This window comes from Pseudomonas sp. NPDC087817 (assembly GCF_044742875.1).
Classification (GTDB): Bacteria; Pseudomonadota; Gammaproteobacteria; order Pseudomonadales; family Pseudomonadaceae; genus Aquipseudomonas.
Map to the genome: position 1 here is coordinate 1 of NZ_JBIUVJ010000079.1, position 19,313 is coordinate 19,313.

The 19,313-nt window shown below is 60.5% G+C and carries 17 protein-coding genes; 9 read left to right on the forward strand and 8 right to left on the reverse strand.

The features are described from left to right. The first annotated feature begins 530 nt into the window (after nt 1-530). The 4 genes from ACIONG_RS27205 to ACIONG_RS27220 all read left to right on the forward strand — a co-directional run bounded on the left by ACIONG_RS27205 (nt 531) and on the right by ACIONG_RS27220 (nt 5,107). Nucleotides 531-1,793, forward strand: a complete 1,263-nt coding sequence (locus ACIONG_RS27205; protein WP_103303143.1) for an ATP-binding protein — start codon at nt 531-533, stop codon at nt 1,791-1,793. Continuing rightward, nucleotides 1,786-2,346, forward strand: a complete 561-nt coding sequence (locus ACIONG_RS27210; protein ID WP_003221630.1) for a response regulator transcription factor — start codon at nt 1,786-1,788, stop codon at nt 2,344-2,346. Before ACIONG_RS27205 ends, ACIONG_RS27210 begins: the two co-directional genes overlap by 8 nt. A gap of 96 nt (nt 2,347-2,442) precedes the next feature. Further along, nucleotides 2,443-4,170 carry an ABC transporter ATP-binding protein/permease gene (locus ACIONG_RS27215; protein WP_103303142.1) on the forward strand — a complete coding sequence of 576 codons (1,728 nt, stop codon included), beginning with the start codon at nt 2,443-2,445 and terminating at the stop codon, nt 4,168-4,170. A gap of 190 nt (nt 4,171-4,360) precedes the next feature. Beyond that, nucleotides 4,361-5,107 (forward strand): FadR/GntR family transcriptional regulator, encoded by a 747-nt coding sequence (locus tag ACIONG_RS27220; RefSeq protein ID WP_103303141.1) that lies wholly within the window; start codon nt 4,361-4,363, stop codon nt 5,105-5,107. A 3-nt stretch (nt 5,108-5,110) separates the two neighbouring features. Here ACIONG_RS27220 and ACIONG_RS27225 read toward each other — a convergent pair whose 3' ends face one another. The 3 genes from ACIONG_RS27225 to ACIONG_RS27235 all read right to left on the reverse strand — a co-directional run bounded on the left by ACIONG_RS27225 (nt 5,111) and on the right by ACIONG_RS27235 (nt 7,158). Next, entirely contained in the window at nt 5,111-5,485 is a 375-nt protein-coding gene (locus ACIONG_RS27225; RefSeq protein ID WP_401303797.1) for a hypothetical protein, read from the reverse strand. Nucleotides 5,486-5,650: 165 nt separating this feature from the next. Beyond that, complete coding sequence (locus tag ACIONG_RS27230; RefSeq protein WP_401303800.1) at nt 5,651-5,842, reverse strand: hypothetical protein; 192 nt, start codon at nt 5,840-5,842, stop codon at nt 5,651-5,653. 11 nt (nt 5,843-5,853) lie between these two features. After that, nucleotides 5,854-7,158 (reverse strand): phospholipase, encoded by a 1,305-nt coding sequence (locus tag ACIONG_RS27235; RefSeq protein ID WP_401303803.1) that lies wholly within the window; start codon nt 7,156-7,158, stop codon nt 5,854-5,856. Between the two features lie 237 nt (nt 7,159-7,395). Here ACIONG_RS27235 and kdgD point away from each other — a divergent pair, with 237 nt between their 5' ends. The 5 genes from kdgD (at nt 7,396) to ACIONG_RS27260 (ending at nt 14,096) form a co-directional block, all read left to right on the forward strand. Next, nucleotides 7,396-8,307, forward strand: coding sequence for a 5-dehydro-4-deoxyglucarate dehydratase (kdgD, locus tag ACIONG_RS27240; protein ID WP_103303136.1), 912 nt, complete (start codon nt 7,396-7,398; stop codon nt 8,305-8,307). Nucleotides 8,308-8,381: 74 nt separating this feature from the next. Further along, nucleotides 8,382-9,827, forward strand: a complete 1,446-nt coding sequence (locus ACIONG_RS27245; protein WP_401303805.1) for an aldehyde dehydrogenase family protein — start codon at nt 8,382-8,384, stop codon at nt 9,825-9,827. 153 nt (nt 9,828-9,980) lie between these two features. Continuing rightward, on the forward strand, nt 9,981-11,351 hold the full coding sequence (locus ACIONG_RS27250; RefSeq protein ID WP_401303815.1) for an MFS transporter: 1,371 nt from the start codon (nt 9,981-9,983) through the stop codon (nt 11,349-11,351). Between the two features lie 11 nt (nt 11,352-11,362). After that, nucleotides 11,363-12,916 carry a galactarate dehydratase gene (gene garD / locus ACIONG_RS27255; RefSeq protein ID WP_401303808.1) on the forward strand — a complete coding sequence of 518 codons (1,554 nt, stop codon included), beginning with the start codon at nt 11,363-11,365 and terminating at the stop codon, nt 12,914-12,916. A 238-nt stretch (nt 12,917-13,154) separates the two neighbouring features. Then, nucleotides 13,155-14,096, forward strand: coding sequence for an AEC family transporter (locus tag ACIONG_RS27260; protein ID WP_103303132.1), 942 nt, complete (start codon nt 13,155-13,157; stop codon nt 14,094-14,096). Between the two features lie 135 nt (nt 14,097-14,231). Here the strand turns inward: ACIONG_RS27260 and ACIONG_RS27265 are convergent, their stop codons facing one another. From ACIONG_RS27265 to gatA, 5 genes are all read right to left on the reverse strand, one after another. Then, a complete protein-coding gene (locus ACIONG_RS27265; RefSeq protein ID WP_011332452.1) occupies nt 14,232-14,612 on the reverse strand; it encodes a carboxymuconolactone decarboxylase family protein in 381 nt (126 codons plus the stop codon). Further along, entirely contained in the window at nt 14,609-15,670 is a 1,062-nt protein-coding gene (locus ACIONG_RS27270) for a calcium/sodium antiporter (protein ID WP_103303287.1), read from the reverse strand. Before ACIONG_RS27270 ends, ACIONG_RS27265 begins: the two co-directional genes overlap by 4 nt. Nucleotides 15,671-15,716: 46 nt before the next feature. Further along, a complete protein-coding gene (locus ACIONG_RS27275) occupies nt 15,717-16,091 on the reverse strand; it encodes a septal ring lytic transglycosylase RlpA family protein (protein ID WP_213027552.1) in 375 nt (124 codons plus the stop codon). A gap of 232 nt (nt 16,092-16,323) precedes the next feature. Then, nucleotides 16,324-17,769, reverse strand: coding sequence for an Asp-tRNA(Asn)/Glu-tRNA(Gln) amidotransferase subunit GatB (gene gatB, locus ACIONG_RS27280; RefSeq protein WP_007915352.1), 1,446 nt, complete (start codon nt 17,767-17,769; stop codon nt 16,324-16,326). Between the two features lie 146 nt (nt 17,770-17,915). Continuing rightward, on the reverse strand, nt 17,916-19,313 hold a 1,398-nt coding region (gene gatA / locus ACIONG_RS27285), incomplete at its 5' end, for an Asp-tRNA(Asn)/Glu-tRNA(Gln) amidotransferase subunit GatA (protein ID WP_401303813.1).

The following is a 19,313-nucleotide window of genomic DNA, read 5'->3' on the forward strand; positions in this document are numbered from 1 at the left end:
CTTCGGCGCGCAGGGAAATCTGGTTGTAGTGCAGCTCATCGGCGGCCAGGGCCGGAAGGCTGGCGATGCTGCCGACGGTCAGGGCGAGAAGGGCGGCGCTGCGGCGAAATGTGTGCATGAAGGCTCCTTGATGAGGGCGCAGGTGTTGGATCGGGCCTGCGTGAACCCATCAGACTCTAGCTGCTGCGATCCGGTTCGCCCAGTTACAACTTCTATACAGATGCGCCGGATTGGCCAGGGAATGTTTTTGTGGCGAGGGGATTTAGCGAAACGTCGCACCGCCCCGATCGGCTGCGAAGCAGTCGCAATTCAGCGGATGCGGTCTGCCTGTGAAAAGCGGATTGTAGGTTTTGGGGCGGCTTCGCCACCCATCGGGGATAAATCCCCTCACCACATTGATCTCGAACAGTCGCGGGAGTAGACGAATTTACCGCCAGCGCCATGTGGTCGTTTGCCGCACTTTCGCCTCTGAAGGGCGCGGCTTGGTTATACTCCGTGCGATCCGCCTGGAGCGCTCATCAGGAGAGCTCATGCTCGCCCCCGTACAACTGACTTCCGCCACTCGCCAGAACCTCTGGCGGCTGACTTTCATCCGCACTTTGGTGCTGGCCGCGCAGGCCGGTTCCGTTGGTCTGGCCTATTGGCTGCAACTGTTGCCGTTGCCGTGGGTGCAACTGGCGATGACCCTCGGCTGCTCGATTCTGCTGTGCGTGTTCACTGCCGTGCGTTTGCGTACGTCGTGGCCGGTGACCGAGCTCGAATACGCCCTGCAACTGGCGTGTGATCTGGTGATCCACAGTGCGTTGCTGTATTTCTCCGGCGGTTCGACCAATCCGTTCGTTTCCTATTATCTGGTCCCGCTGACCATTGCGGCGGTGACGCTGCCGTGGCGCTACTCGGTGATTCTGTCCGGCATCGCGCTGGCGCTGTACACCGTGATGCTGACGCGTTTCTATCCACTGGAAACCCTGCCGGTCGCCCGCGAAAACCTGCAGATCTACGGCATGTGGCTGAGCTTCGCGCTGGCCGCCGCGGTGATCACGTTTTTTGCTGCGCGCATGGCCGAAGAGCTGCGCCGTCAGGAAGAATTACGCGCGATCCGCCGCGAAGAAGGCCTGCGCGATCAGCAATTGCTCGCGGTCGCCACGCAGGCCGCCGGTGCCGCGCATGAATTGGGCACGCCGTTGGCGACCATGAGTGTGCTGCTCAAGGAGATGCAGCAGGATCATCCCGATCCGATGTTGCAGGACGATCTGAAGGTGCTGCAGGATCAGGTCAAACTCTGCAAAGAAACCTTGCAGCAACTGGTGCGTGCCGCCGAGGCCAACCGGCGTCTGGCGGTCGAGATGCAGGACGTCACCCAATGGCTTGACGAGGCGCTGAACCGTTGGCATCTGATGCGTCCGGAAGCCAGTTATCGCTTCCATCGTCTCGGCCAGGGCACCGTGCCGCGCATGGCGCCGCCGCCGGATCTGACTCAGGCGCTGCTGAATCTGCTCAACAACGCCGCCGACGCCTGCCCGGAAAACCTCAAAGTGACGCTGGATTGGGACGCCGAAACCGTGACCATCAGCATTCGCGATCACGGTGCCGGCGTGCCGCTGGCCATCGCCGAGCAGATCGGCAAACCGTTTTTTACCACCAAGGGCAAAGGTTTCGGCCTGGGCCTGTTTTTGAGCAAGGCCAGCGTGACACGCGCCGGCGGCTCAGTGAAACTCTATAGTCATGAGGAAGGCGGCACGCTCACCGAGCTGCGCCTGCCTCACGGCGCCCGAGGAGACCAACATGAGTGACGAAATCCAAGTCGAAGGCGAAGAACTGCCGCATTTGCTGCTGGTCGACGACGACGCAACCTTCACCCGCGTCATGGCGCGTGCCATGGCCCGTCGCGGTTTTCGCGTCAGCACCGCCGGTTCCGCCGAGGAAGGCCTGACCATTGCTCAGGCCGATCTGCCGGACTACGCCGCGCTCGACCTGAAAATGGACGGCGACTCCGGTCTGGTGCTGCTGCCCAAGTTGCTGGAACTGGACCCGGAAATGCGCGTGGTGATCCTCACCGGTTATTCGAGCATTGCCACGGCGGTCGAAGCGATCAAACGCGGCGCCTGCAACTACCTGTGTAAACCCGCCGACGCCGACGACGTGCTGGCCGCGCTGCTCTCCGAGCACGCCGACCTCGACAGTCTGGTGCCGGAAAACCCGATGTCGGTTGACCGCCTGCAGTGGGAGCACATCCAGCGCGTGCTCACCGAACACGAAGGCAACATCTCCGCCACTGCCCGCGCCCTGGGCATGCACCGCCGCACCCTGCAGCGCAAACTGCAGAAGCGCCCGGTTCGTCGCTGAACCTGCGCTGAACGACTATCGCCGGCCCGCGCGATAAAACGCACCGATCTACTATGATCGGTGCGTGTCTGTTCTTTTCTATATCGAGCCTTATCCATGAATCAGAACGCTGAATATTCCGCGGTCAACGATGCTGTGCGCGGGCAGTTTTTTCGCAAGGTGTGGGCGATCATCACGCCGTACTGGCGCAGTGAAGAGAAGGGCAAGGCCTGGACGCTGCTGATTGCAGTGATCGCACTCTCGCTGGTCAGTGTGGGCATCTCGGTGTGGTTCAACACCTGGTACAAGGACTTCTACAACGCGCTGCAAAAGAAGGACGAAGCGGCGTTCTGGCATTTGATTCTGTATTTCTGCGGCATCGCCGCCGTGGCGATTGTCGGTGCGGTGTACAGGCTCTACCTGACTCAGATGCTCACGATTCGCTGGCGGGCGTGGCTCACCGAAAAGCATTTTTCCCGTTGGCTCGCCGACAAGAATTACTACCAGCTGGAGCAGGGCGGTTACACCGATAACCCGGACCAGCGGATTTCCGAGGACCTCAACAAGTTCACCGCCACCACCTTGAGCCTGGGTATTGGCTTGCTGAGCAATGTCGTCAGTCTGGTGTCTTTTTCGATCATCCTCTGGGGCGTATCGGGCAGCATCGAAGTGTTCGGAGTTACGATTCCCGGCTACATGTTCTGGTGTGTGCTGGTGTACGCCGTGGTGGGCAGTTGGCTGACGCATTTGATCGGTCGGCGCCTGATCGGCCTGAACAACAGACAACAACGTTTCGAAGCTGACCTGCGATTCTCCATGGTCCGGATCCGCGAGAACGCCGAGAGTATCGCGTTGTACAACGGCGAACCGAACGAGAACCGCCGGTTGAGTAGCCGTTTCGGGATGGTCTGGCACAACTTCTGGGACATCATGAAAGTGTCCAAGCGCCTGACCTTCTTTACCGCCGGTTACAGCCAGGCAGCCGTTATCTTTCCATTCATCGTCGCGGCGCCGCGCTACTTCGCCGGCAAGATCGAACTCGGTGAACTGATGCAGATCAGCTCCGCATTCGGCAACGTTCAAGAGAGTTTCAGTTGGTTCATCAGCGCCTATCAGGAACTCGCCTCGTGGCGCGCCACCTGTGATCGTCTGCTGAGTTTCCGTCAGGCCATGAGCGACAACGAGGAGCGGATTCCGGCCATCGATGTGCAAAACCAGGGCAGCGAATTGAAGGTGCATAACCTCGGGCTGGATCTGGCTGACGGTCGTCATCTGCTGACCAGCGGCGACATGACTGTGGAACAGGGCGACCGGGTGATGCTCAGCGGTCGTTCCGGCAGCGGTAAGTCCACGCTGTTCCGGGCGATGGGGCATTTATGGCCGGCGGGCCACGGCAATATTCGTTTGCCGGCGGCGCGTTATCTGTTCCTGCCGCAGAAACCCTATCTGCCGATCGGAACCTTGCGCGAAGCGTTGAGTTATCCACAACCGGGCGACACCTACCCGCAGGAACGCTACGAGCAAGTGCTGCAAACCTGTCGCTTGCCGCACCTCGTGGCGCGGCTGGATGAAGCCAATCACTGGCAGCGCATGCTGTCGCCGGGCGAACAGCAACGGCTGGCCTTCGCTCGCGCACTGCTTTACGCACCGCAATGGCTGTACATGGATGAGGCGACATCGGCGATGGATGAGGAAGACGAAGCGACGCTGTATCAGGCGCTGATCGATCAGCTGCCGGGGCTGAGCATCGTCAGCGTCGGGCATCGCAGCAGCCTCAAGCGTTTCCACCCACGGCATGTGCGGATCGACAGCGGTCATTTGGTCGAACAAACCGTGACCGCTTGACCCTGCACGGAACCTGTGGGAGCTGGCTTGCCAGCGATGGCGTCGGATCAGTCGACACCTTTATGACTGATATGGCCCCATCGCTGGCAAGCCAGTTCCCACAGGGATGGTGTTGTGAGTGGCGAGTGATCGTACAACCCGCTTGCGCTATGATGCCGACCAAGTCGAACTTTCGAGACAAGACGTAAACATGGAAAACCCGATCAACACCCCGCGCCTCCCGCGCAAGCGTCGCAGCCTGGCTCAGGAACTGGTGACGGTGCTGAGCGAGCAGATCCGTGACGGCCTGCTCAAGCGTGGCGACAAGCTGCCCACCGAGTCGGCGATCATGGAAGCCCATGGCGTCAGCCGCACGGTGGTGCGCGAGGCGATTTCCCGTTTGCAGGCCGCCGGCCAGGTGGAAACCCGCCACGGCATCGGCACCTTCGTGCTCGACACCCCGAGCCCGAGTGGCTTTCGCATCGACCCGGCCACCGTCGTCACCCTGCGTGATGTGTTGGCCATTCTCGAATTACGTATCAGCCTGGAAGTCGAATCCGCCGGCCTTGCCGCGCAACGCCGCAGCCCCGAGCAACTGGCGACCATGCGCGCCGCCCTCGATGCACTTAATGACAGCGTTGCCCATGCCAGCGACGCCGTGGCTTCGGACTTCGCTTTCCACCTGGAAATCGCCTTGTCCACCGGCAACCGCTATTTCACCGACATCATGACCCACCTGGGCACCAGCATCATTCCGCGCACGCGGCTGAATTCGGCACGCCTGGCCCATGATGATCAGCAGCACTACATGAATCGCCTGAGCCGCGAGCACGAAGAAATCTACGAGGCGATTGCTCGTCAGGATTCCGATGCCGCTCGTGCGGCCATGCGCCTGCATTTGACCAACAGCCGCGAAAGACTGCGCCAGGCCCATGAAGAGGCGCAGGCGCAGGGCTGATCGTCAACTTTCGATGATGAGTCTCAGCGGCTCCGAATACGGATCCATGCTGGACTCATCGACGAATTTGTAGCGCAGTTCGATCTCTTGGTGCAGATAAGTTTCGAGCGCTTCCCTAGGGATTCGCAACTCGATGCCGTTGAGTTTCAAAGCGTCTTCACTGACGTCATCCCAGACGCCGGTCGGCTGTTGCCGGCCTTCCCAGTCGGGCTCTTCGGGATCGGCCCCGAGTATCGGATACACCTCCCAGTTTGCCGGAATGTCGGTTGAGTCCGGAACCTGAACGATCAGGTCGTCGCTGACGGCCGACAGGTTCACGGTGGCCGTTTCTGGCGAATGCGGCAGACATTGCGGCAGTGTTGGCGGGGCAAAAGTCATGAGGGGGTCGCTCTCCGTGCGAGGTGGGCCGTGATCCATTCACGGCGGTTCTGCACGGTAAGAGAATTTCCCGAAGCGAGTTTTAAACCGTCTATTTCCAGCCATTTCAAAAGCCCGGTAGGAGCTGCCGCAGCCAGCGGCAGCTCCTACCGGAGGCGGGTGGTGTCAGTGTGGCGGCAGGATTGAGCGGTCGACCCTGACGGCGAGGGGGCAGGCGGCGGGCTTGGCATCAAAGGTTGCGTAACCCTGGGCATCCACGGTTGCACGGGCAATCGGTAGCCCCTTGGCCAACAGTTCCAGTGGCGCACCCTTCAGCGATTGGCCCGAGGCCAGTTCGAGTTTCAATTTGATCGTCATCGCATCTCTCCTTAGTTGACGTTGCCGGTTGGGTGGTAATCCTTGAGCAGCAGGTAAGTGCTCCAGCCCCACCAGTCGTCGACGGTGGCGCTGTCGTTGAGGTTGTTGACGTCTTTGCGGCGCAGAACTTTGCTGCCCTCGGTGCGGAACAGCGGCGAGAAGTTGTTCGTCAGGTTCAGCACCGCCGTCAGGTCCGGCAGGCGTTGCAGTGCGGCGAACGCCGAAGGGGCCGGCAGATTGCCGCTGAGGTAGGCGGCAAATACCTCGTCCGCCGAGGTCTGTACCGCTTGATTGACCTGAGTGCGATTGTCGGCGTCGCTCGCGTCGAAGTAGCGCTTGTCGCCATAGGCGCGCCACTGATCGCCATGCCCGTTGCGCACCTTGAGACCGAATTTGCTGTCCTCGTCGTGCATGAACCGCGTGATCAACGAGCCCAGATCACTCGGGGTCACCACTGCGGCGAGTTCTTTGCGCGGCACCCGCAAATGGCCGGAGGAAAACAGGTCGGTGAGGAAGTGGTCGGCAAACGCGTTCATGGCGTAAGCCCGTTCCAATTGTTGTTCATCGTGATTGGCGCGGGCGGCGATTGCCGTTTGCAGCGCGGCGGTGTGCCCGGCGATGTAGGCGAGTTTTGCCCATTCGCCAAAATGGTCGGCATTGTTCGCCGCCAGTTTCAGGTAGCGCCCGAGCGGGAACAGGGCCGAGACGAAACTGCCGCCGCCGGTGATCTTGTTCCACTCTTCGGACAACGTATCTCCCAGCGCGTCATAGGCTTCGTGGGGTTGTTTACCGTCCTTGATTGCCTGTTTAACCGCGTCGATCTCTCTCTTCATCACCGCGAGAATCTGCGTGGCTTCGGCACGCGCCGCCGGCAGTGCCGCGAGCGAGTCGAAAGCGGCGTTGAAGCGCTGCAGGCGATCCACCGGGGTGGCGCCTTCGCTGATCGGGCGATCCGGGATGCCGTAGAAATCACCGCCCAGTGCCAGCACTTGGCCGTAGGTCAGCGCCAGGCCGTTCGGCAGATGCAATGGCACGTTCTGGGCGAGCAGCGGTTGCGCATTCTCGACGAAGCGCAACAGCGTGTTATCGCCGATGGCCGTGTGTTCGCCGCCCTCGAAGCGTGCTTGCGGCCGGCCTTTCAAGGCATTGCCGGGGAGGGCGGTGACCGGTTCGACATCGCTGTGAGCGTCGGCGATGTGCAGCACCAGATGCGCATTGTCGGCGCTGAAGGCGATGCCGGTTGCAGTGAACAGATCATCAAAACGGGCGATCACCGGTTTGGGTTTTTCCTGAGGTTTCGGGTGCAGTCCGGACATTTCTTTCTCCTTGATATGTCATCGGTAGATTCTTATTTAACTGTATGTATATACAGTTAAATCGAGCCTAGCCGAGAAATTTCCTACGTCAAGAAAGAATCTTGTCCGACAAAAAGTCCGTGTCAGCGATGAAATGCAGTTGACGGTTATCTTTTAAGTTGTACGATGACCTACAACTTCAGCGCTGGCTGAACCATAAAACTCACAAAAATTGTTGCTACCCAGGGTATTCGAAAAATGAATCCACAAGAACTGAAGTCCATCCTCTCCGCCGGCCTGCTGTCCTTCCCGGTCACCGATTTCAACGCGCAGGGCGATTTCAACCGCGCTGGCTACATCAAACGTCTGGAATGGCTGGCTCCTTATGGCGCTTCGGCTCTGTTCGCCGCCGGTGGCACCGGTGAGTTCTTCTCTCTGGCCGCCAGCGAATATTCGGAAATCATCAAGACTGCCGTCGACACTTGCGCCACCAGCGTGCCGATTCTGGCCGGTGTCGGCGGTTCGACCCGTCAGGCCATCGAGTATGCGCAGGAAGCCGAGCGTCTGGGCGCCAAAGGTCTCTTGCTGCTGCCGCACTACCTGACCGAAGCGAGTCAGGACGGCGTTGCCGCTCACGTTGAAGCGGTGTGCAAATCGGTCAACATCGGTGTGGTGGTCTACAACCGCAACGTCTGCCGCCTGACCGCTCCGCTGCTGGAACGTCTGGCCGAGCGCTGCCCGAATCTGATCGGCTACAAGGATGGTCTCGGTGATATCGAGTTGATGGTGTCGATCCGTCGCCGCCTCGGTGATCGCTTCAGCTACCTGGGTGGTCTGCCGACCGCCGAAGTCTACGCCGCTGCCTACAAGGCACTGGGCGTGCCGGTTTACTCCTCGGCGGTGTTCAACTTCATCCCGAAAACCGCGATGGATTTCTACCACGCCATCGCCCGTGAAGATCACGCCACCGTCGGCAAGATCATTGACGACTTCTTCCTGCCGTACCTGGACATTCGCAACCGCAAGGCCGGTTACGCCGTGAGCATCGTCAAGGCAGGCGCAAAAATCGCCGGCCATGACGCAGGCCCGGTGCGCGCGCCGCTGACCGATCTGACGGGCGAAGAGTACGAAATGCTCGCCGCGCTGATCGACAAGCAAGGTGCGCAGTAACACCCCACAAAAGCGAGGCCGCTGAGCAATCAGCGGCTTTTTGCGTGAAGGCTTTTAGATTCGAGGGCAGTCCCGTGGCAGATGCAAAACGCTTCGACAACTACATCAACGGTGAATGGGTCGCCGCTGCCGATTACTCGGCCAACATCAATCCGTCCGAACTGAGCGACACCATTGGCGATTACGCCAAGGCAGATCTGGCGCAGGTCAACGCGGCCATCGAGGCTGCCCGCGCGGCGTTCCCGGCCTGGTCGACGTCGGGCATCCAGGCCCGTCACGATTCGCTGGATAAAGTCGGCACCGAGATTCTGGCTCGTCGCGAAGAACTCGGCACCTTGCTGGCGCGGGAAGAGGGCAAGACCCTGCCCGAGGCCATTGGCGAAGTAACCCGCGCCGGCAACATCTTCAAGTTCTTCGCCGGTGAGTGCCTGCGTCTGTCCGGCGATTACGTGCCGTCGGTGCGTCCGGGCGTCAACGTTGAAGTGACCCGCGAAGCACTGGGCGTGGTTGGTCTGATCACCCCGTGGAATTTCCCGATTGCCATTCCGTCGTGGAAAATCGCCCCGGCCTTGGCCTTCGGCAACTGCGTGGTACTGAAACCGGCGGATCTGGTGCCGGGCTGTGCCTGGGCCCTGGCCGAAATCATCTCCCGCGCAGGCTTCCCGGCCGGCGTGTTCAACCTGGTGATGGGCAGCGGTCGCGTGGTTGGCGAAGCGCTGGTCAACAGCCCGAAAGTCGATGGCATCAGCTTCACCGGTTCGGTCGGCGTGGGCCGGCAGATCGCGGTCAACTGCGTTTCCCGTCAGGCCAAGGTGCAGCTGGAAATGGGCGGCAAGAACCCGCAGATCATTCTCGACGACGCCGACCTCAAGCAAGCGGTCGAGCTGTCGGTGCAGAGCGCGTTCTACTCCACCGGTCAGCGTTGCACCGCGTCGAGCCGCCTTATCGTCACCGCCGGGATTCACGACAAGTTCGTTGAAGCCATGGCCGAGCGCATGAAGTCGATCAAGGTTGGCCACGCGCTGAAATCCGGCACCGATATCGGCCCGGTGGTTTCGCAAGCTCAGCTTGAACAGGACATGAAGTACATCGACATCGGCCAGTCCGAAGGTGCGCGGCTGGTCAGCGGCGGTGGTCTGGTGACGTGTGACACCGAAGGCTATTTCCTTGCGCCAACGCTGTTTGCCGACAGCGAGGCGTCGATGCGCATCAGCCGCGAAGAGATTTTCGGCCCGGTGGCCAACATCGTTCGCGTCGCCGATTACGACGCGGCACTGGCCATGGCCAACGACACCGAGTTCGGTTTGTCGGCGGGTATTGCGACCACGTCGTTGAAATACGCCAACCACTTCAAGCGCCACTCCCAGGCCGGGATGGTGATGGTCAACCTGCCGACGGCCGGCGTCGATTACCACGTTCCGTTCGGTGGCCGTAAGGGCTCATCCTATGGCTCACGTGAGCAAGGCCGCTATGCGCAGGAGTTCTACACGGTCGTGAAGACCAGTTACATCGGTTCCTGATCCACGCAATACCTGTGGGAGCTGGCTTGCCAGCGATGCGGGCGATTCGGTATGTCAGTCGCACCGCGGCGATGCTATCGCTGGCAAGCCAGCTCCCACAAAAGCCAGACCCAAGAAGATTCACCCGCGCATAAAAATAATCAGTGGGAGTACATCTACATGCAATCGTCCAAGCCGACTCACGTCCGCTATTTGATCCTGCTCATGTTGTTTCTGGTGACCACGATCAACTACGCCGACCGCGCGACCATCGCCATCGCCGGTTCCAGCCTGCAAAAAGACCTCGGTATCGACGCGGTCACCCTCGGTTATATCTTCTCCGCATTCGGTTGGGCCTACGTCGCCGGGCAGATTCCCGGTGGCTGGCTGCTCGATCGCTTCGGCTCGAAAAAAGTCTATGCGCTGAGCATTTTCACTTGGTCGCTGTTCACCGTGCTGCAAGGCTTTGTCGGTGAATTCGGCATGTCCACGGCGATTGTTGCGCTGTTCATGCTGCGCTTTCTGGTGGGCTTGGCCGAAGCGCCATCGTTCCCCGGCAACGCGCGCATTGTCGCGGCGTGGTTCCCGACGGCTGAACGCGGCACCGCGTCGGCGATCTTCAACTCGGCGCAATACTTCGCCACCGTGCTGTTCGCACCGTTGATGGGCTGGATCGTTTACAGCTTTGGCTGGGAGCACGTGTTCATTGTCATGGGCCTGTTCGGCATCGTCTTCTCGGGGATCTGGCTGAAGGTTATCCACAGCCCGCGTCAACACCCCATGGCCAACGATGCGGAAGTACAGTTCATTGCTGACAACGGCGGCATGGTCGACATGGACCAGAACAAAGGCAAAAAGGCTGACGGTCCGAAGTGGGATTACATCCGTCAGTTGCTGACCAACCGCATGATGCTCGGCGTCTATCTGGGCCAGTACTGCATCAACGGCATCACTTATTTCTTCCTGACCTGGTTCCCGGTGTACCTGGTGCAAGAACGTGGCATGACCATTCTCAAGGCCGGTTTCATCGCCTCGTTGCCGGCGATCTGCGGTTTTATCGGCGGCGTACTCGGCGGGGTGATTTCCGATTACCTGCTGCGCAAGGGCCACTCGCTGACCTTCGCCCGCAAAGCGCCGATCATCGCCGGCCTGCTGGTATCGAGCAGCATCGTTGCCTGCAACTATGTCGACGTTGAATGGATGGTGGTTGGCTTCATGGCTTTGGCCTTCTTCGGCAAAGGCGTTGGCGCACTCGGCTGGGCAGTGGTTTCCGATACCTCGCCGAAACAGATTGCCGGTCTGAGCGGTGGCCTGTTCAACACCTTCGGCAACATCGCTTCGATCACCACACCAATCGTGATTGGCTACATCATCAGCTCCACCGGTTCATTCAAATGGGCGCTGGTGTTCGTCGGGGCCAACGCACTGGTCGCAGTGTTCAGCTATCTGGTGATCGTCGGCCCGATCAAACGTGTGGTACTCAAAGAGCAGCCAACCAATGGCGGTACTGAAGCCACCGGCAAATTGTCTCAAGCGCATTCCTGAGGAGCGGCGTCATGCAGTTGATTGAACATTCCGACTCGCCGCGCTACATCCGCCTGCACGAGCGGGACAACGTAGTGATTGTGGTCAACGACCAGGGCGTGCCGGCCGGCACCGAATTCCCGGACGGTCTGGTGACCGTGGATTTTGTGCCGCAGAGCCACAAAGTCACTCTCGACGACATTGCCGAGGGCGGCCAGGTGATTCGCTACGGCCAGATCATAGGCTACGCGTTGCAGCCGATCCCGCGTGGTAGTTGGGTCAAGGAAGATCAACTGCGCATGCCGACCGCGCCGCCGCTGGACAGCCTGCCGCTGTCCACCGAGGTGCCGGTCGCGCAGGCACCGCTCGAAGGCTTCACATTCGAGGGGTATCGCAACGCCGACGGCACCGTCGGCACGCGCAATATTCTCGGGATCACCACCACTGTGCAGTGCGTCACCGGTGTGCTCGATCACGCGGTGAAACGGATCAAGGAAGAGTTGCTGCCAAAGTACCCGCACGTCGATGACGTGGTGGCGCTGACCCACAGTTATGGTTGCGGCGTGGCGATTACCGCTACCGACGCGTACATCCCGATTCGCACCGTGCGCAATCTGGCGCGCAACCCGAACCTCGGTGGCGAGGCGCTGGTGATCAGTCTGGGCTGCGAGAAATTACAGGCCGGGCAGGTGATGCATGAGGACGATGCGTCGGTCGATCTCAGTGATCCATGGCTGTATCGCTTGCAGGATTCCAGTCACGGTTTCACCGAGATGATCGAGCAGATCATGGCGCTGGCCGAAGTCCGTCTGAAGAAGCTCGACCAGCGCCGCCGCGAAACCGTGCCGGCGTCCGAGCTGATCCTCGGCATGCAGTGCGGCGGCAGCGATGCGTTCTCCGGCATCACCGCCAACCCGGCGCTGGGCTATGCCTCGGACTTGTTGTTGCGCGCGGGGGCGACGGTGATGTTTTCCGAAGTCACTGAAGTGCGCGACGCGATTTATCTGCTGACCTCGCGCGCCGAAAGCAAAACCGTCGCCGAGGAACTGGTACGCGAAATGGACTGGTACGACCGTTATCTGGCCAAGGGCGAGGCGGATCGCAGCGCTAACACCACGCCGGGCAACAAGAAGGGCGGGTTGTCGAACATCGTCGAGAAATCGTTGGGCTCGATCGTCAAATCCGGTAGCAGCGCGATCAACGGCGTGCTCGGCCCGGGCGAACGGTTCAGGCAGAAAGGTCTGATCTTCTGCGCGACCCCGGCCAGTGATTTTGTCTGCGGGACATTGCAACTGGCGGCCGGGATGAACCTGCATGTGTTCACCACCGGGCGTGGCACGCCGTATGGTCTGGCGATGGCGCCGGTGGTGAAGGTCTCGACGCGCACGGAATTGGCACAGCGCTGGCCGGATTTGATTGATATCGACGCCGGGCGGATTGCCACCGGGCGCGCGACCATCGAGGAATTGGGCTGGGAGTTGTTTCACTATTACTTGGATGTCGCCAGCGGCAAACAGCAGACGTGGGCGGAGAAGCACAAGCTGCATAACGACATTACGTTGTTCAATCCTGCGCCGATTACTTGAGACGGCGTTACCGTTCTTCGCGAGCAGGCTCGCTCCCACATTCGACCGCGTTCTGTCTGTGCGAATGCGATTGATCGTTCCCACGCTCCGCGTGGGAATGCAGCCCAGGACGCTCCGCGTCCCAAAAGCGTGACGCGGAGCGTCACAGGAGGCGTTCCCACGCAGAGCGTGGGAACGATCGGGGTGAAAGTGGCTTATCATTAGCCCCCTAACGACGCTCACCCAAGGCTCCCCCGGCATGCTGGCAATTTTCCTCGAAACCCTGAACATCACCGCGCCGGTGTTTGCCATGCTGTTTCTCGGTGTGCTGCTCAAGCGCATCGACTGGATCAACGACAACTTCATCCACACGGCCTCGTCGCTGGTGTTCAACGTCAGCATGCCGGCGCTGCTGTTCCTCGGCATCCTCCACGCGGACCTGCACGCCGCGCTGCAACCGGCGCTGCTGATCTACTTCGCCGTCGCCACGCTGGCGAGTTTTGCCGTGGCCTGGGGCTGGGCGATTTTCCGCTGTCCGCGTGAGGATCGCGGCATCTACACCCAAGGCGCGTTTCGCGGCAACAACGGCGTGATCGGTCTGGCGCTGGCCGCGAGCATGTACGGCGATTACGGGATTTCCCTTGGCGCGATTCTCGCGGCACTGGTAATCCTGTTCTACAACACGCTGTCGACCATCGTGCTGGCGGTGTACAGCCCGGTGATCAAGTCCGATCCGTGGAGCATCTGCAAAAGTGTGTTCAGCAATCCGTTGATCATCAGCGTGATCGCGGCGGCGCCGTTTGCCTATTTCAAAATCAGCCTGCCGGGCTGGCTGGAAACGTCCGGCCAGTATCTGGCGCAAACCACCTTGCCGCTCGCGCTGATCTGCATCGGCGGGACGCTATCACTGGCGGCGCTGCGTCAGAGCGGCAACATGGCGCTCAGTTCGAGTCTGGTGAAGATGATCGGCCTGCCGGTGCTGGCGACCCTCGGCGCCTGGCTGTGCGGGTTTCGCGGGGCCGAGCTGGGGATTCTGTTTCTGTACTTCGGCAGCCCGACGGCAGCGGCCAGTTTTGTCATGGCCCGGGCGGCGCAGGGCAATCATGAACTGGCGGCGGCAATCATTGTGATCACCACATTGATGGCGGCGATTACCACCAATGTCGGGATCTTTCTGTTGCAGTGGGGTGGGTGGATCTGACCGAAAGATTTTCGGCGATTTTTCCGGCCTCATCGCGGGCAAGCCCGCTCCCACAGGTTTTTCGGTTGTTAATCAAATTTCATCAACACCCAGATCCCTGTGGGAGCGGGCTTGCCCGCGATGAGGCCCGTAAAGTCACTCAGGTTTCTGGTAACTGTCGATTACTTCCTGCGCCGCCCGAAACGCATCGATCGCCGCCGGCACGCCGGCATACACCGCGCAATGCAGCAGCGCTTCGCGAATCTCGTCCACCGTGCAACCGTTGTTCAACGCACCGCGCACATGGCCCTTCAACTCTTGCGGGCACTTCAACGCCGTCAGTGCGGCGAGGGTGATCAGGCTGCGGGTTTTCAGCGGCAGACCTTCGCGATTCCACACACCGCCCCAGGCATGTTCATTGACGAAATCCTGCAGCGGCTGGGTGAACTCGGTGGCGTTGCCCAATGCGCGATCAACAAATGCATCGCCCATTACCTGGCGGCGGACTTCAACCCCGGACTTCTTCGATTCGGTCATGGCACATCCCTCTTGTGGTGTTGGCGGCGCCAGGCGATGACTGACGTGAACAACAGAAACGTCAACAGCGTCGGCAGCACATAAAACAGCATCAAGCGCTCAAGCTTTCCGGCCAGCGGCATGCCGGTGGTGAACGACACCACATGCAGGCCGTACGCCAGATACAAACCGAGCAGCAGCAAACCTTCAGCACGGGTCACGCGGTAGCCCGAATAGAACACCGGCAGGCACAGCGCGGCGACGCCGAGCATCACCGGCAGGTCGAAATCCAGCGCATTGGGTGAAACCGACAAGGGCGTCGGCGCGATCAACGCGGTGAAGCCCAGCACCCCGAGCAGGTTGAACAGATTGGCACCGATCACGTTGCCCACCGCGATGTCCCGTTGCCCACGCAGTGCCGCGATCAGCGACGTGGCGAGCTCCGGCAGCGAAGTGCCGACGGCGACAACGGTCAGGCCGATGACGCGTTCCGACAATCCAAGGTCTGTGGCCACGGCAACCGCCGCACCGAGCAGCAGATGTCCTGCATAGACCAGCATTGCCAGACCGACAATGATCATCAGCACACTGCCGGGCCAGGACGCTTGTGCGGCTTCAGGGTGTTGCGAATGCGGTCGTGTCGAATGCCGCGACTGGCGTAGCAGCAAACCCAGATACAGCGCCAATGCACCCAGCAGCAGGACGCCATCGAAGCGCCCGAATTCTTCGTTCCAGGCCAGTACGAACACCAACAGGCTGGCGCCGATCATCAGCGGAATGTCGAGGCGCACCAGTTGCCGCGACACCCGCAAAGGAATGATCAGCGCCGACAGGCCAAGGGTCACGAGGATATTGAAGATGCTGCTGCCGATCACACTGCCGACGGCGATGTCTGGCGTATGTGCATGTGCCGCTTGCAGGCTCACGGCCATTTGCGGTGCGCTGCTGCCGAAGGCCACGATGGTCAAACCGATGATCAATGGCCGCACATGCAAACGCGCAGCGAGGCGCACCGCCGCACGCACCATCAGTTCGGCGCCGGCGATCAGCAAGAGCAGACCGCCGAGCAATTCGATCAGGTTGATCAGCGGTATATCGGCTAGGGCGAAAATGGTCGGCGCTCCATCAGTCGTCGAGGGCCTGCACGCGAACCCGCGCGGTGCCGCTGTTGAGCATACCGAGTTGTTCGGCCGCTTCGCGTGAAACATCAATCAAGCGGCCACGGGTGTGCGGCCCGCGATCGTTGATGCGCACCACACAGGATTTGTCGTTTTTCAGATTGGTGACCTTCACCCGGGTGCCGAAGGGCAACTGGCGGTGGGCGGCGGTCAGGGAATTCTGGTTGAACGCTTCGCCACTGGCGGTGCGTTTACCGTGATGTCTGGCTCCGTAATAGGAGGCGACACCGCTCTGGTCGTAACCGTGCGGGTCGATGAGGTCATTGCTGGCGCAACCGGCCAGTAGAGAGAGCAGGGCGCAGCCAATGAGCAGACGCTTCATTCAAAGGTTTTCCGAGACAATTGTGGGAGCAACCCCGTGTAGAAACGAGCTTTTGTGGCGAGGGGATTTATCCCCGATGGGGCGCGTAGCGCCCCCAAATTCCCAGTGCACAAGAATTGGGTCTGCTTCGCAGCCCGTCGGGGATAAATCCCCTCACCACAAAACCCCTCCAGCCACAGAGGATTATTCCCACAGGATATGGGGCCAGTCCTTGGGACTGGCTCCATTTTCATCAGCCTTCGAGCTTGCTTTTCAGCAGTTCGTTCACTTGCTGCGGGTTAGCCTTGCCTTTGGACGCTTTCATCGCCTGACCGACAAAGAAGCCGAACATCTTGCCGCGCTTGGCTTCATCAGCCGCACGATATTGTTCAACTTGCTCGGCGTTGGCCGCGAGCATTTCGTCCAGCACCGCCGAGATTGCGCCGCTGTCAGTCACTTGCTTGAGACCGCGTTTCTCGATGATCTCGTCCGCGCTGCCTTCGCCGTTGGCCATCGCTTCGAACACCACTTTGGCGATCTTGCCGGAGATGGTGTTGTCCTTGATGCGCTGCAGCATGCCGCCCAACAGTTCTGCCGAAACCGGCGACTCGTCGATGTCCAGACCTTGCTTGTTGAGCAGGCTGCCCAACTCGACCATCACCCAGTTCGCCGCCAGTTTGGCGTCGCCGCCGATGGCTGCGACTTTCTCGAAGTAATCCGCTTGCTCGCGGCTGGTGGCCAGCACGTTGGCGTCGTAGGCCGACAGACCGAACTGGCTCTGGAAGCGCTCGCGTTTCTGTGGTGGCAGTTCCGGCAGGGTGGCGCGCACTTCGCCAAGGAAAGACTCTTCGATGACCACCGGCAGCAGGTCCGGATCGGGGAAGTAACGGTAGTCGTTGGCTTCCTCTTTCGAACGCATCGGACGGGTCTCGTCCTTGTTCGGATCGTACAGACGGGTCTGCTGGATCACTTTGCCGCCGTCTTCGATCAGCTCGATCTGACGCTGGATCTCGGAGTTGATCGCCTTCTCGATGAAACGGAACGAGTTGACGTTCTTGATCTCGCAGCGCGTGCCGAATTCAACCTGGCCTTTCGGACGGATCGACACGTTGCAGTCGCAACGCAGCGAGCCTTCGGCCATGTTGCCGTCGCAGATGCCCAGGTAACGCACCAGCGCGTGGATCGCCTTGACGTAAGCCACGGCTTCCTTGGCGCTGCGCATGTCCGGCTCGGAAACGATTTCCAGCAGCGGCGTGCCGGCACGGTTCAAGTCGATGCCGGTGGCACCGTTGAACTCTTCGTGCAGGCTCTTGCCGGCGTCTTCTTCCAGGTGCGCGCGGGTGATGCCGACACGTTTGACTGTGCCGTCTTCCAGCGCGATGTCCAGGTGGCCCTTGCCAACAATCGGCAATTCCATCTGGCTGATCTGGTAGCCCTTCGGCAGATCCGGGTAGAAGTAGTTTTTACGGGCGAACACGTTGTGCTGACCGATCTCGGCGTCAATCGCCAGACCGAACATCACCGCCATCCGCACGGCTTCCTGGTTCAACACCGGCAGAACGCCAGGCATGCCCAGATCGATCAGGCTGGCCTGGGTGTTCGGCTCGGAGCCGAACGTGGTGGAACTACCGGAAAAGATTTTCGACCGGGTGGTGAGCTGAGTGTGAATCTCCAGCCCGATCACGACTTCCCATTGCATGTGTGTCTCCTAGCCTTTTGCTGGGGATTTTGAAACGTCGCGAGCGAAGGTAAGGCAAGGCGAAAACTGGCGAGTAAGCGGAGTTGACGTTAGTCAATGAGCATTACGAGCCAGTTTTCAACGCAGCATTACCGAGCGCAGCAGTTTCAAAACCCCTGCGGGGTGCGGGTGTGCCAGTCAGTGTGTAACTGATACTGGTGGGCAACGTTCAACAGGCGACCTTCCTGGAAATACGGAGCGAGCAACTGCACGCCAACCGGCAGACCATCGACAAAACCGGCCGGCATCGACAGGCCCGGCAGGCCCGCGAGGTTGGCGGTGATGGTGTAGACGTCTTCCAGATAGGCAGCGACCGGATCGCTGTTTTTCGCGCCGAGCTTCCAGGCCGGGTTCGGCGTGGTTGGGCCGAGGATGATGTCGACTTCATTAAAGGCAGCCATGAAGTCGTTCTTCACCAGGCGACGGATCTTCTGCGCTTTCAGGTAGTAGGCGTCGTAGTAACCGGCGGACAGCGCATAGGCACCAACCATGATCCGGCGCTGTACTTCCGGGCCGAAGCCTTCGCCACGGGAGCGCTTGTACAGGTCGATGAGGTTTTCCGGGTTCTCGCAGCGATGGCCGAAACGCACGCCGTCGAAACGCGACAGGTTCGAGGAGGCTTCTGCCGGGGCGATCACGTAGTACGCAGGGATCGCGTGCTGCATGTTCGGCAGGCTGATTTCCTTGATCACGGCACCGAGCTTCTGCAGCTCTTTAATGCTGTTCTGGATCAGCTCGGCGATGCGCGGGTCGAGACCGGCGCTGAAGTATTCCTTCGGCACGCCGATGCGCAGGCCCTGCAGCGATTCGTGGAGGCTGGCGGAGTAATCCGGAACCGGCTCATCGATGCTGGTGGAGTCGTTCTGGTCGAAGCCAGCCATACCTTGCAACAAAATTGCGCAGTCTTCGGCCGTGCGCGCCAATGGACCGCCCTGATCGAGGCTGGAGGCGTAAGCGATCATGCCCCAGCGCGAAACACGACCGTAGGTCGGTTTCAGGCCAGTCAGGTTGGTGAATGCCGCTGGCTGACGGATCGAGCCACCAGTGTCGGTGGCAGTGGCCGCTGGCAACAGACGAGCGGCAACGGCCGCTGCCGAACCACCGGACGAGCCGCCCGGTACGTGTTCCAGGTTCCACGGGTTTTTCACCGCGCCGTACCAGCTGGACTCGTTGGCCGAACCCATGGCGAATTCGTCCATGTTGGTCTTGCCCAAAGTCACGGCGCCGGCCGCAGCCAGCTTTGCGACCACGGTGGCGTCGTACGGGGCTTTGAAGTTGTCGAGCATCTTCGAGCCGCAGCTGGTGCGAATGCCCTGGGTGCAGAACAAGTCTTTGTGAGCGATCGGCGCGCCGAGCAGCGCGCCGCTCTCACCGTTGGCCCGGCGCACGTCGGCGGCTTTCGCCTGCTCGAGGGCCAGCTCTTCGGTGAGGCTGATGAAACTGTTGAGCTGCGGGTCGAGCTGGGTAATACGCGCCAGCAGGACTTTGGTCAGCTCTTCGGAGGA